Genomic DNA, 11,854 nt, shown 5'->3' with positions numbered 1-11,854 from the left:
TTGACCGCGCTGGCCTTGGTCGCGGTTGCGTTGACGATTTATGTGTTCGCGGTGATGAAGGCCATGTCGCAATGAGCGGCGAAGAGTTGCGTGGTAAAAACCTCAGACTGGCCGCGAAACTGATCGGCGTGGCGGTGCTGATGTTTGGTTTCGGTTATGCGCTGGTACCGCTTTACGACGTGCTTTGCGAACTCACCGGACAAAACGCCACACTGGAAAGCGTCGCCAAGACTGAATCCGAGTTCAAGGTCGACGAGTCGCGGGAAATCACGATGGAGTTTTTGACGTCGCTGAATCGTGCGGTGCCGATGGACTTTAAGGTGGAAACGCCCAGTCTGAAGATTCATCCCGGCCAATATTATTCGGTGGGATTTCACGCGAAAAACTTGAGCGATCGCAGGATTAAGGTACGCGCGGTAGCGACTTACACGCCGGGCTTGGTCAAGGAATACGTCACCAAGGTGATTTGTTTTTGCGAGTTGGAACAGATATTCGATCCGAACGAAGAGAAGAACATGACGGTTCGTTTGGTTGTCGATCCGAAACTGCCCGAGCGCTATAAAAACATTACGCTGTCTTACACTTTTTTTGAAATTACTGAAAAATCTGAAAATTAACGAAGGGGAAGGTTATGTCTACAAACACAGCTTATTACATCCCGCATAAAGCCACTTGGCCGGTGATGGCCACCGCCGGTTTGATGCTGACGCTGGCGGGCTTTGCAAACCATTTGAACGGCAACTCGATCGGCTCCGGCATGATGTTGGCCGGTTTCGTGGTGTTTCTGGTGATGTTGGGCGCGTGGTTTGCGTTGCAAGCAACCGAAAGCGAGTCCGGCATGTACAACCACGGCGTCGGTATTTCTTACCGGATGGGCATGATGTGGTTTATTTTCTCCGAAGTGATGTTCTTCGCGGTGTTCTTCGGCGCGCTCTGGTACACCCGCAATCTGTCGGTGCCCTGGTTGGGCGCGACCGACGGCGCGTTCGTCAGCGGTCCGGGTCGTTCGACCTTTACGCTGTGGGACGGCTTTAGCTCGACTTGGCCGACCAACGGTCCCGGTAAGGTCGGCGGCGATTTCGAGCCGATGGGCGCCTTTGGTTTACCGTTGATCAACACCTTGTTGCTGTTATCCAGCGGCGTTACCTGCACCTGGGCGCATCACGGCTTGTTGGCCAAGCATCGCGGCCAGCTGATCAAAGGCCTGTTGGCTACCGTCGGCTTGGGCTTTTTGTTTGTCGCTTGCCAAGCTACCGAGTACTACGAAGCCTATCACGAGATGGGTTTGACGCTGGGTTCCGGGATCTACGGTTCAACCTTTTTCATGTTGACCGGTTTCCACGGTTTCCACGTCTGCGTCGGTGCGATCATTCTGTCGGTGGTGCTGTTCAGAAGCTGGAAAGGCCATTTTACGCCGGAAAATCATTTCGCTTTCGAAGCGGCGGCATGGTATTGGCACTTTGTCGACGTCGTCTGGTTGGGCTTGTTTGTCTTCGTTTACTTGATGTAAACGCCTGCTTTCGTTAACGAAACAAAGCGCGCTCGGCGACGAGCGCGCTTTTTTTTTTGCCGGCGTTTAGCGGCCGGGATTTTGCGGAGCGGATGACGCCGGTTTTTGGTCGGCGTGCATTCTGGCGCCCAGGCCGTGCGGTTGAATCAGGCCGGTGGCCAAGGCCAGCACCAACAAAATAAACAAGCCCAGCGACAAGCCAATTCTAAACGTCAGGGCTTTGGCGGTTTTACGCGAATCTTCGTCGCTTTTGTGTCTGACCAAATGAAACAGCGCCGAGCCCAGGCTGACTAAAATGGCGAGAAAAGCGACAATAACGAATATTTTGATCGGCATGGCGGGAAAGTCGGCGCAAAAGCACCATTCTCGACGATTCCCAATGGCTTGCCAATACTTAGGGCGGTTTTAGATGATTAAATTTCGGCTGTTTCGCATGGAGTGGCGCTGGTCGCCGGCCCTATTGGTGGCTTATCTCGCAATGATGGTGTTGCTATGCAACCTGGGATTCTGGCAATTGCGCCGCGCGGATGAAAAGCAAGCCTTGCTCAACGCGCAATATACAGCCCAAATGTCGGTTGCACTGGATTTGAACCAGCGGATACCGGGCGAGCCGGAGCTCGAGGCGATTCGGTATCGCAAGGCGACTTTACAAGGGCATTACGACGACGCCCATCAATTATTGCTCGACAATCAGGTACACGACGGCCGGCCCGGATATTTTGTGTTCACGCCGTTTTTGCCCGCCAACGGCCAAGCCGCGGTCTTGGTCAATCGCGGCTGGTTGCCGCTGGGCCGAGATAGGCGAGTAGTCCCCGATTTAAGCATCGATACGCCGGTCGAACAGTTGCGCGGCCGCATCAACCGTTTTCCCGACGTCGGCATTCGGCTGGCTGGCGGCGGGACGCCGGGCGAAGGCTGGCCGGTTCGCACTCAGTACGTCGATTTGGCTGCGCTCGGCGTCAAATTCGGCTACGCGCTGGCGCCGTTCCAACTGGAATTGGATACGGATCAACCCGCCGGCTATCTGCGGGACTGGCGCATCAACGTGGTCATTCCGCCGGAAAAACACCGGGCCTATGCAGTACAATGGTTCGGTTTAGCGCTAACGCTAAGCACCCTAATGTTTTGGAACAGTCTTCGTAAACGTCGTGAGTAAACAACAATTAAAAATAAATCGTCTCACCATTTTAGGAATCTTCGCCATGACGGCGATTCCATTTAGCATCGCTTGGTATTTGGCGGCGCATCCGGACATCGTCAGATTGGGGACCAATCATGGCGAGTTGATTCAACCGCCGCTTCAGACCGAACCGGTCAGTTTTGTCGGCGCAGATACGTTTTCCCAAGAAAATATCGGGGAGTTGAAGGGGCACTGGGTACTCATTAATCCGGTATTCGGCGCGTGCTCGCAAGTGTGCGCCGATGCCCTGCATAAATCCCGGCAGATCGGTCTGATGATAGGCAAGGACATCGCCCGAGTGCGGCGCTTGGCTCTGCTAAGCGACGGACAAGTCGCGCTGCCCGGCCAATGGCGCGAGGATGCGCGCCTGCTGAAAGCGCTGCCGGCCGATGGCTTGCGGGCGGGATTGTCCGGGATAGCCGGCCAAGCCCCGGTCGAGGGTGCCTTGATCATCATGGACCCTCTCGGCAACCTGATGATGAAATACCCGCCCGGATTCGATCCCTATCAAGTCAGAGACGACTTAAGCAAACTCCTCAGAATTTCCCAAATCGGTTAATAAACATGTTCAGAAGATTATTATTGTGCGGGGCCATCCTGGCGCTGCTGGTCATCGTGGTCGGCGCCTATGTCCGCCTCGGCCACGCCGGCTTGGGTTGTCCGGACTGGCCCGGTTGTTACGGCAAAGCCGTCGTCGCCGATACCGACCAATTCAAGGCCGATGCGGCGGCCGCGTTCGGCGGGCAAGCGGTTGATGTCGCCAAGGCCTGGAAGGAAATGGCCCATCGTTATTTAGCCGGCGCGCTGGCGGTCTTGGTGTTGCTGGCCCTGCCGTTCGCTTGGCGCGAGCAAAAACGCGGCCTCGCGGTCGGCTGGACCCTGGTTATCGTATCGCTGATTGCCAGCCAGGCGGCGTTGGGCATGTGGACCGTGGCCGCCAAGCTGACCCCGGCGGTCGTTACCGGACATTTGTTATTGGGATTCGTGACCTTTTGGGCGCTGGTTTGGGCTTATCTGCGCTTGGATCCGGCTCTGAGCCGGCGTTCGGTCAGTTCCGGGCCGATGTGGCTAACCGGATTGGCGATGTGCGTGGTGCTGGCGCAGATCGCGTTGGGGGGATGGGTCAGCAGCAATTACGCCGGGCTAGCGTGCGACGATTTTCCGCGCTGCCAAGGGGTTTGGCTGCCGGCGGCCGACTACTGGGATGCATTGAATCCGTTCCGTCCGGAAGGGCAGTTGTTGAGCGCCGCCGCGCTAGCGGCGGTTCACGCCGTTCACCGGCTGGCGGCCGGCCTTACCTTTTTGGTCGTGAGCGCGTTGATGCTGGTGGCGACCAGCGACCGCTATCCCAAGCCGGTACGCTTGGCCGGCAATCTGGTCAGCCTGGTTTTGTTGCTGCAAATCGTATTAGGGATCTTCAGCGTCAAATATAGTCTGCCGCTGGGATTGGCGGTTGCGCATAACGCGGTGGCGGCTTTGTTGATGGTGCCGTTATTGGCCATTGCCTTGTACAGCCGTTACGGTTTTCCCGAAGCCGAAGCCGAAGCCGAAGCCGAAGCCGAAGCCGAGGTCCCTGCCGGCGAAGCGGCGATTCCGGTAGTGGTCGGTGAGGTGGCTTTGGCACCGGTGCCCGTCGAAGTACCGGTGGCGGAGAGTCTGTTCCAACGCTTGAGCAATCAACTGCAAAAAACTCGCGGCGGTTTCGGATCGGTGCTGAGCAGCTTGGCATTCGGCAAGAAAGCGGTGACCAAGGGCTTGCTGGTCGATCTGGAGGCGAGTTTGCTGATGGCCGACCTCGGCATCGAAACGACGACGCAATTGATCGAACATTTGCAAAAAACCTTGGAGAGCGAACAGTTGGCCGACGGCGACGCCTTGCTCGCCGCGTTAAAGCAGGAACTGCTGACGATACTGAAACCCTGCTCGCAAGCGCTAAAAATCCCGCAACGCGACGGACCGTTCGTGATTCTGGTGGTCGGCGTCAACGGCGTCGGCAAAACCACGTCGATCGGCAAATTGGCGAAGCGCTTGCAGCAACAAGGGCATAGCGTAATGCTGGCGGCCGGCGATACTTTCCGGGCGGCGGCGGTCGAGCAGTTGCAGACCTGGGGCGAGCGTAATAATGTGGCGGTCGTGGCGCAGCACACCGGCGCCGATTCGGCATCGGTGATCTTCGACGCGCTGCAATCGGCCAAATCCAGGGGCGTGGACGTGTTGATCGCGGATACCGCCGGTCGTTTGCATACCAAGTCCAACTTGATGGACGAGTTGAAAAAGATCAAGCGGATCATGGCCAAATTGGACGACAGCGCGCCGCATGAAGTGTTGTTGATTCTGGATGCCGGCACCGGCCAGAATGCGTTGTCGCAGGCTAAAATATTCAACGAAGCGGTTGGCTTGACCGGTCTGGCCCTGACCAAACTGGATGGTACCGCCAAGGGTGGCATCATTTTCGCGTTGGCCAATCAATTGCACATCCCGATCCGCTTCATCGGCGTCGGCGAGAGCATCGACGATTTGCAGGACTTCGATGCCGAGCAGTTCGTCGAGGCCTTGTTCGCTAAAGACTAACGCCATGCTCAAGTTCGAACACGTCAGCAAACGTTACACCGACGCCGGCGAGGCCTTGATCGACGTCAGCTTTCATTTGCAAAAAGGCGAAATGGCGTTTCTGACCGGCCGCTCCGGCGCCGGCAAAAGCACATTGCTGAAATTGATCGCGATGATGGAGCAATGCACGCGCGGTAACATTTTCCTGGATGGTCAACTCATCAACCGGGTCAGCGAGCGTAAAGTGCCGTATTTGCGGCGCGGACTCGGTCTGATCTTTCAGGACTATAAACTGCTAAACGATAGGACCGTGTTCGATAACGTGGCGTTGCCGTTGGTGGTGTCCGGCTATCAGGCCAATGAAGTGGCGAGGCGGGTGAGGGCGTCGCTGGACAAAGTGGGGCTGCTCGGCAAGGAGCGTAAATATCCGTTGGCCTTGTCCGGCGGCGAACAACAACGGGTCGGTATCGCGAGGGCCATCGTCAACAAACCCAAGTTGATAATCGCGGACGAGCCGACCGGCAACCTGGATCCGGATCTGTCGGCCGAAGTCATGCATATGTTCGAGCAGTTCAAGCAAGTCGGAGTTTCGGTGTTGATCGCCACTCACGATATCGAGCTGGTTCACGTGCTCGGTTATCGGGTACTGACCTTGGACAAAGGGCATTTGGTGGCGAGTTGACGATGAGACAAGTACAGCGCAAACATTTCGGCCAGCGCTTGAACGACCGTTTCCAGGCGTATTTGCTGAATCACGCCCACGGTCTGTTTTCCAGTCTCGGCCGCTTGACCCGTTCGCCATTCACGTCGGCGATGACGGTGCTGGTACTGGCGATCGCGGTGTCGTTGTCCGGCGGTTTTTACATCGGCGTTGCCAACATTCAGCAATTGACCGGGAATTTGGAGAGCAGCAATCAAATGTCGCTGTTTTTACACGACAACGTCACCGACGCCGCCGGTCAGAAGCTGGTCGAACAACTGCGGCAAAATCCCAGCGTGGATGCGGTTAAGTTGATCACCAAGCAGCAGGCTTTGGACGAATTCAAGGCCAATAGCGGTTTCGGCGACGCGTTGAATGCCTTGGAACAAAATCCGCTACCCGGTGTGGTCCAGGTTCAACCTAAGCATACCCTGGAATCCAACGCCGACATCGAAACGCTGATGGCGGAGTTCAAACAATTGCCGCAAGTCGATTTCGTGCAAGTGGATATGCAATGGGTGGCCCGCTTGCAGACTATCATGACGATTGCCAGCCGCGGCGTGATGTTGGTCAGTTTGCTGCTGGGTTTCGCGGTTACTTTTATCACCGGCAACACGATTCGGCTGGAGTTGCAGAATCGTCAAGACGAAGTCTATATTTCCAAATTGGTCGGCGCTACGAATGCCTTCATTCAGCGGCCGTTTCTCTACACCGGGTTTTGGTTGGGATTCATCGCCGGTTTTCTGGGCTGGTTGATCGTGACGGTGATGTTGCTGATCTTGGAGTCGCCGGTCGAGAAATTGTCGGTACTCTATAACAGCGCCTTCGAATTATTGTTTCTGAGTTTCGGCGAGTTTTTGCTGTTGCTGACGATTTCTTCGGCGCTGGCCGTCTGCGGCGCTTGGGTTGTGTTGCATTATCAATTGCGCTTGCTGAAGCCGGAGTAGTCGCGATGAACTTTTGGGAAACCAAGACGCTGGCCGAAATGACCACCGAAGAATGGGAGTCGTTGTGCGATCGCTGCGGCAAGTGCTGTTTGAACAAACTCGAAGACGAAGATACCGGCGAGATCGCGCTGACTCGCGTCGTTTGCGATTTGATCGATTTGGACACTTGTTCTTGTAGCCGCTATGCCGAGCGCTGCACATTGGTGCCGGATTGTTTGGACTTGAAACAACACGATTTCAGCGCGTATCACTGGATGCCCGACACCTGCGCCTATCGTTTGTTGCTGGATGGAGAGGCGTTGCCGGAATGGCATCCGCTGATTTCCGGGCGGCTGGACACCGTGGCGGAGGCCGGCATTTCGGTGACTGGGTTCGCGATCAAGGAATCGGAAGTCGACGATATGGAAGACCACATCATCGCTTGGCTGCCGCCGAAACCCAGGGATTAGCGATGTCAAACATCGTCGTCGACCCTCTTACCCTACTTTTTGGCAGGTTGAACTAAAATCGTGTTCGTTAAAGGGAGGATTAGGCGGAGCGTATGAAAGTTTTAGTCGTCGACGATAGTAAGGCGATACGGCAATTGGTGGCGGAGTGCCTCCGTGAATTGCGGCATCAAGTAGACTTTGCCGAAAACGGAGCGGAAGCCCTGCAATACGTTGCCGATCAGGACGTCGATCTGGTGTTGATGGATGTCGAGATGCCCCGCTTGAACGGCTTCGAGGCAACTCAGGCCATCCGTGAGTTGCGAAAATCCGATTGGTTCCCGATCGTGTTCTTGACCACGCGCACCGACGACGACTCGTTTTGCCAAGGCATACTGGCGGGCGGCGACGCGTACTTGCAAAAGCCGCTGAATCCGCTACGTTTGCGGTACACGATGGTGGCGATGGAGCGGATTTACTTGATGCGCCAAAAGTTGCAAAAATCCCAGCAACAGCTGCAATTGGCCAACCAAGAGCTGGAGTGGCTGTCGCAGAGCGATCAATTGACCGGGTTGGCGAATCGCCGCCGCTTGGATAGCGTATTAGCCCTGCAATTTGCGCTGGCGCAGCGCAATAATTCGGTACTATCGGTGTTGGTTTGCGACATAGATTACTTCAAGAAATACAACGACAGCTACGGACACGTGCGCGGCGATGAATGCCTGGTCGAGGTCGCCAAGGCCTTGTCCGATCAGTTGCGTCGCAGTACCGATCTAATTTGTCGGTATGGCGGCGAGGAGTTTGTCGCGGTCTTGCCGGCGACCTTGTTGGTTGAAGCGCGCGAATTGGCCGAACGGATGCGCCATGCGGTCCAGGCTCTGGGCATTGCTCACGCCTCGTCCGAGTGCGGACGCGTGACGCTCAGCATCGGCGCGGCCGCGCACCTCGGCCAATACTCGTCCCCGGACGAATTGATCAAGGCCGCCGACGCCGCGCTTTATCGCGCCAAGCAGTTGGGCCGGAATCGGGTGGAAATAGGTTGAACATGTTCAGGCCCAAGGATTTCATCGAAACAGGCGAGCAGCTGATTTTCGCGGTGGTCGCCGACGGTTTGGAGGCCGGACGTATTCTGTGCTTTCTGCGCTACGCGATGTTGGACGGCGCTTGGCGTAAAGTCGATAGCGATACGGCCAACGCCCATTTAGCGGCGCATTATCCGCAATACCTACATTACTCGGCGCGCTTGGATGCTCGCTTGCACGCGGTACCGGAAACCGCGGTAATTCGACATTTTCATCCCCGCCACAGCCTGCAAGGCTTATTGGAAGTAGAGCCCAGCGATCCGGTGCTGGCTGATTTGCACAGTCTCTGCACCTTGTTCCGCCGCCGCGGTTTGGACATGGATCAGTTCGGCGTGACCGGATCGTTGCAGGTCGGCATGCAAAAACACAGCTCGGATATCGATCTGGTCTGTTACGACCGCGAAATCTTCCACCGGGCTCGCAACGTCGTACAGTGGCTGATCGCCGAGGACCATTGTCAGGTTCTGGACGATGCGGATTGGTTGGAAGCCTATCGGCGCCGCGCCTGCGATTTCGCGTTGGACGAATATATTTGGCACGAATTGCGGAAATACAACAAGGCCATGATTAACGGCCGTAAATTCGATCTGACCTTGCTGGCGCCGATGCTGGAAAGCGAAACGCGCGAATATCGCAAGTTGGGCGCTATCGAATTGCAAGCCAGAATCAGCGACGATTTTCACGCCTTCGATTATCCGGCTGTTTTTTCGATAGACCATCCGCAAGCGGACAGCATAGTCTGTTATACCGCGACCTACTGCGGGCAGGCGCAAACCGGCGAAGTCGTGGCGGTTGCCGGCTTGCTGGAAGTCGACGATACCGGCCGACGGCGGGTTGTAGTCGGTTCCAATCGCGAGGCGCTCGGAGAATATATCAAGGTATTACGCTAATGGCCGGAACGCTTGCCGGCCTGATTCTCGATCTGGACGGCTTGGCGATCGATAGCGAATCCACGTACCGGGCGGCCTGGCGAGCGGCGGCGGCGGAAATGGGCTACCGATACTCGGATGCCGACTGGGCAGGTTTGCTCGGCTTGTCCGGGCCGGAAGTACTGGCCGGATTGGCTAATCTGGCCGGCGACGGTTTCGATCAGGCGCGCTTTCGCCAGTTAAGCGGCGAAATTTGGCTGGCCCAAGTCGAAACGGACGGTATCGCGGTCAAGCCGGGTTTACCGGAATTGCTGGAGGCCGCCCAAGCCGCCGGCATCCCGTATTGTATCGCCACCAACAGCCGGACGGCTGCAGCGCGGCGCAGTCTGGCCTATGCCGGCCTGGCCGAGACGTTTCCGTTACTGGTCGCGGTCGATCAGGTGGCGCGCGGTAAGCCGGCGCCCGACGTGTATTTGGAGGCGGCCAGGCGGCTGGGTTTACCGGCTTCGGCCTGTCTGGCGCTGGAAGACTCGCCGGTCGGCGTGGCGGCGGCGGTTGCGGCCGACATCCGTTGTTGGCTGGTGCCCTCCAGCTATCCTGTCGATGCGCTGGCCGGTCGGCAGGCCGAGCGGGTACTGTCCGACTTAAGGGAAGCCGCCGATTTTATCTCGGCCGCGCGGTCGCTTCCGTTATAATGCGGCCTCGTTTTTTGGTCTTGGAATCCCGGTGGTGAAAGCGCAGTTCGAAACGGTCACGGTGGTGGCGCCAGCCCGATTACACATGGGCTTCATCGATTTGAGCGGTGGTTTGGGGCGGCATTTCGGCAGCATCGGTTTGGCGGTAGAGGAAATCAACACTCGCTTGACGCTGAGCGCCGCCGAGACGCTGACCGTGGTCGGTCCGGAGACCGAGCGGGCCGGCCGTTGTCTTGGACAATTGTGCGCGCGTTTGGGGGTTTCCGATCGGCTGCGTCTGGCGTTGGAAACCGTGATTCCGGAGCATATCGGCTTGGGCTCCGGCACGCAGATGTCGCTGGCGGTCGGCGCCGCGTTAAGCCGATTTTACGGTCTGGGTTTGACGGTACGCGATATTGCGTTGCTGTCCGAACGCGGCGCCCGCTCCGGAATAGGTATCGGGATTTTCGAAAAAGGCGGTTTGGTTGTCGATGGCGGCCGCGGTCCTGAGACCAAAACGCCGCCGCTGATAGCGCAAATGCCGATTCCGGACCATTGGCGGTTTATCCTGGTGTTCGATCAGCGTGGCCAGGGTCTGCATGGCGAACAGGAGATTAGCGCGTTCAGCCGGCTGCCGCCGTTTCCGCAAGCCAGTGCCGAGCGATTGTGTTATTTGTTGTTGATGCAGGGCCTGCCGGCGTTGGCGGAACAAGATTTGCCGAGGTTCGGTGCGGTGATTACCGAGTTACAACGGGCGGTCGGCGAGCATTTCGCGCCGGTGCAGGGTGGAATTTTCACCAGCCCGGACGTGGCGGCGGCGATGACGATGTTGGAGAAGGCCGGCGCCGTGGCGATCGGCCAGACGTCCTGGGGGCCGACCGGTTTCTGCGCGGTCGAGTCCCCTCGGCGAGCCGCCGAGTTGGTTCAAGCCCTGGAGTCGCAGTTTGCTCAATCGCCGCTTAGCTTCTTAGTAGCCAGTGCGCGCAACCAGCCGGCCTGCTTGATTTCCGACGAGTTTGCTTAGTCGTCGCGTTCGACGAGTTGGTGTTCTATCCGGTCTTGATTGCCGAGGTTGTCCAACCACATCACGCTGATTCGATCACCGACACTAGCGCGCAGCCGAAATACGAAAAACGGATTCTTGGAAACGCTGCCGGCCATGTTGACCGAAAGCGTCGGCGTGCCGTTTAAAGTCAAGGTCAGGGTTTGAATATAGTGAGCCGGAATTAGCGCGCCATCGGTGTCGCGGTTACGGCCGTTTTCCATCGGATGTTGATTCAAAATCCGAATTTCCCAAAATCCCGCCAGCGCTCGACTTCTAATTTTAATCGTACTCATCAGCCGGTTCCGCATCCGCCCACGCTGACTTCCACACTACGCCGATTGCGTAGCCAAGCCGCGCCGCGCTTGGCCAGGACCACCACCTCTCCAGAACCGGCCATCTTGATTTGCGTGCTCACGAAGGCCAAGGCCGTCGGCGAGAGTTCGATTTCGGCGACCAGTGGGTTGGGATTGTGAGCCACATAGATGACGAACCGCTCAATCTCTTCCAAAGAGCTGGCGACGGTGATCGGCACGAAAGCGCCGTTTTCGGCAACGGCCGGTAAGGTCAATTCCAACGTTGGGGTATCTTGGATTCCGGTATCGGACAATATCGCCAAGATCTCTTCCAGCCGGGTCTTGGTCGGCGACGATCCGGCCGCCGAGTCGGCTAGGGCGGGCTTGATGTCGGTTGTGAGCGCGTAAGCGCTCAGGCTTAGGCCGAATGTTGTCAGGAAAGTGCGGCGGTCATAAGTCATGCCCAAATAACCTTGCTTTTTTTGATGTATATCAAAATTTTTCGATTTCGGTTTGTTATCGTTAGCACCGTTGAAATTGTTTCAGCACCATCTACAACAACATACAGGAAGGTACAAA

General features: G+C 57.0%; 15 protein-coding genes. 12 read left to right on the top strand and 3 right to left on the bottom strand.

Annotated elements, in window-relative coordinates:
- The first annotated feature begins 71 nt into the window (after positions 1-71).
- Positions 72-617, top strand: coding sequence for a cytochrome c oxidase assembly protein (locus ACQE3E_RS12915; protein WP_427500612.1), 546 nt, complete (start codon positions 72-74; stop codon positions 615-617).
- Between the two features lie 14 nt (positions 618-631).
- Positions 632-1,510, top strand: coding sequence for a cytochrome c oxidase subunit 3 (locus ACQE3E_RS12910; RefSeq protein WP_064030445.1), 879 nt, complete (start codon positions 632-634; stop codon positions 1,508-1,510).
- 66 nt (positions 1,511-1,576) lie between these two features.
- Here ACQE3E_RS12910 and ACQE3E_RS12905 read toward each other — a convergent pair whose 3' ends face one another.
- Positions 1,577-1,846, bottom strand: a complete 270-nt coding sequence (locus ACQE3E_RS12905) for a twin transmembrane helix small protein (RefSeq protein WP_064030447.1) — start codon at positions 1,844-1,846, stop codon at positions 1,577-1,579.
- A 73-nt stretch (positions 1,847-1,919) separates the two neighbouring features.
- Between ACQE3E_RS12905 and ACQE3E_RS12900 the strand changes: the two genes are divergently transcribed.
- The 10 genes from ACQE3E_RS12900 to ACQE3E_RS12855 all read left to right on the top strand — a co-directional run bounded on the left by ACQE3E_RS12900 (position 1,920) and on the right by ACQE3E_RS12855 (position 10,961).
- A complete protein-coding gene (locus ACQE3E_RS12900) occupies positions 1,920-2,666 on the top strand; it encodes an SURF1 family protein (protein WP_427500611.1) in 747 nt (248 codons plus the stop codon).
- Positions 2,667-2,712: 46 nt separating this feature from the next.
- Entirely contained in the window at positions 2,713-3,249 is a 537-nt protein-coding gene (locus ACQE3E_RS12895; RefSeq protein WP_427500610.1) for a hypothetical protein, read from the top strand.
- Positions 3,250-3,254: 5 nt separating this feature from the next.
- Positions 3,255-5,261, top strand: a complete 2,007-nt coding sequence (ftsY, locus tag ACQE3E_RS12890) for a signal recognition particle-docking protein FtsY (RefSeq protein WP_427500609.1) — start codon at positions 3,255-3,257, stop codon at positions 5,259-5,261.
- A gap of 4 nt (positions 5,262-5,265) precedes the next feature.
- Positions 5,266-5,922, top strand: a complete 657-nt coding sequence (ftsE, locus tag ACQE3E_RS12885; protein ID WP_427500608.1) for a cell division ATP-binding protein FtsE — start codon at positions 5,266-5,268, stop codon at positions 5,920-5,922.
- Between the two features lie 2 nt (positions 5,923-5,924).
- Positions 5,925-6,887 (top strand): permease-like cell division protein FtsX, encoded by a 963-nt coding sequence (gene ftsX / locus ACQE3E_RS12880; RefSeq protein WP_427500607.1) that lies wholly within the window; start codon positions 5,925-5,927, stop codon positions 6,885-6,887.
- Positions 6,888-6,892: 5 nt separating this feature from the next.
- Positions 6,893-7,336 (top strand): YcgN family cysteine cluster protein, encoded by a 444-nt coding sequence (locus tag ACQE3E_RS12875; protein ID WP_071158353.1) that lies wholly within the window; start codon positions 6,893-6,895, stop codon positions 7,334-7,336.
- A 92-nt stretch (positions 7,337-7,428) separates the two neighbouring features.
- A complete protein-coding gene (locus ACQE3E_RS12870; RefSeq protein ID WP_064030463.1) occupies positions 7,429-8,355 on the top strand; it encodes a diguanylate cyclase in 927 nt (308 codons plus the stop codon).
- A gap of 2 nt (positions 8,356-8,357) precedes the next feature.
- Positions 8,358-9,284 (top strand): hypothetical protein, encoded by a 927-nt coding sequence (locus ACQE3E_RS12865; RefSeq protein ID WP_313730169.1) that lies wholly within the window; start codon positions 8,358-8,360, stop codon positions 9,282-9,284.
- Positions 9,284-9,958 (top strand): HAD family hydrolase, encoded by a 675-nt coding sequence (locus ACQE3E_RS12860; RefSeq protein WP_313730170.1) that lies wholly within the window; start codon positions 9,284-9,286, stop codon positions 9,956-9,958. Before ACQE3E_RS12865 ends, ACQE3E_RS12860 begins: the two co-directional genes overlap by 1 nt.
- Positions 9,959-9,992: 34 nt before the next feature.
- Positions 9,993-10,961: a beta-ribofuranosylaminobenzene 5'-phosphate synthase family protein gene (locus tag ACQE3E_RS12855; protein ID WP_313730171.1), complete on the top strand. Its 969-nt coding sequence runs from the start codon at positions 9,993-9,995 to the stop codon at positions 10,959-10,961.
- Here ACQE3E_RS12855 and soxZ read toward each other — a convergent pair.
- Together soxZ and ACQE3E_RS12845 are read right to left on the bottom strand one after the other, a co-directional pair.
- Entirely contained in the window at positions 10,958-11,275 is a 318-nt protein-coding gene (gene soxZ / locus ACQE3E_RS12850) for a thiosulfate oxidation carrier complex protein SoxZ (RefSeq protein WP_064030551.1), read from the bottom strand. The two genes, ACQE3E_RS12855 and soxZ, sit on opposite strands and share 4 nt — an antisense overlap.
- Positions 11,275-11,736 carry a thiosulfate oxidation carrier protein SoxY gene (locus tag ACQE3E_RS12845; protein ID WP_313730172.1) on the bottom strand — a complete coding sequence of 154 codons (462 nt, stop codon included), beginning with the start codon at positions 11,734-11,736 and terminating at the stop codon, positions 11,275-11,277. Before ACQE3E_RS12845 ends, soxZ begins: the two co-directional genes overlap by 1 nt.
- Positions 11,737-11,854: the final 118 nt, after the last annotated feature.

Origin of the sequence: Methylomonas sp. MED-D (genome assembly GCF_050276835.1) — a bacterium.
Classification (GTDB): Bacteria; Pseudomonadota; Gammaproteobacteria; order Methylococcales; family Methylomonadaceae; genus Methylomonas; species Methylomonas koyamae_A.
Note: the sequence above shows the minus strand (reverse complement) of the source record. Positions and strands in the feature narration are given on the sequence as shown.

Coding starts and splice junctions, on each gene's coding strand:
- ACQE3E_RS12915 (WP_427500612.1), top strand. CDS start 72: ATGAGCGGCGAAGAGTTGCGTGGTAAAAACCTCAGACTGGCCGCGAAA.
- ACQE3E_RS12910 (WP_064030445.1), top strand. CDS start 632: ATGTCTACAAACACAGCTTATTACATCCCGCATAAAGCCACTTGGCCG.
- ACQE3E_RS12905 (WP_064030447.1), bottom strand. CDS start 1,846: ATGCCGATCAAAATATTCGTTATTGTCGCTTTTCTCGCCATTTTAGTC.
- ACQE3E_RS12900 (WP_427500611.1), top strand. CDS start 1,920: ATGATTAAATTTCGGCTGTTTCGCATGGAGTGGCGCTGGTCGCCGGCC.
- ACQE3E_RS12895 (WP_427500610.1), top strand. CDS start 2,713: ATGACGGCGATTCCATTTAGCATCGCTTGGTATTTGGCGGCGCATCCG.
- ftsY (WP_427500609.1), top strand. CDS start 3,255: ATGTTCAGAAGATTATTATTGTGCGGGGCCATCCTGGCGCTGCTGGTC.
- ftsE (WP_427500608.1), top strand. CDS start 5,266: ATGCTCAAGTTCGAACACGTCAGCAAACGTTACACCGACGCCGGCGAG.
- ftsX (WP_427500607.1), top strand. CDS start 5,925: ATGAGACAAGTACAGCGCAAACATTTCGGCCAGCGCTTGAACGACCGT.
- ACQE3E_RS12875 (WP_071158353.1), top strand. CDS start 6,893: ATGAACTTTTGGGAAACCAAGACGCTGGCCGAAATGACCACCGAAGAA.
- ACQE3E_RS12870 (WP_064030463.1), top strand. CDS start 7,429: ATGAAAGTTTTAGTCGTCGACGATAGTAAGGCGATACGGCAATTGGTG.
- ACQE3E_RS12865 (WP_313730169.1), top strand. CDS start 8,358: ATGTTCAGGCCCAAGGATTTCATCGAAACAGGCGAGCAGCTGATTTTC.
- ACQE3E_RS12860 (WP_313730170.1), top strand. CDS start 9,284: ATGGCCGGAACGCTTGCCGGCCTGATTCTCGATCTGGACGGCTTGGCG.
- soxZ (WP_064030551.1), bottom strand. CDS start 11,275: ATGAGTACGATTAAAATTAGAAGTCGAGCGCTGGCGGGATTTTGGGAA.
- ACQE3E_RS12845 (WP_313730172.1), bottom strand. CDS start 11,736: ATGACTTATGACCGCCGCACTTTCCTGACAACATTCGGCCTAAGCCTG.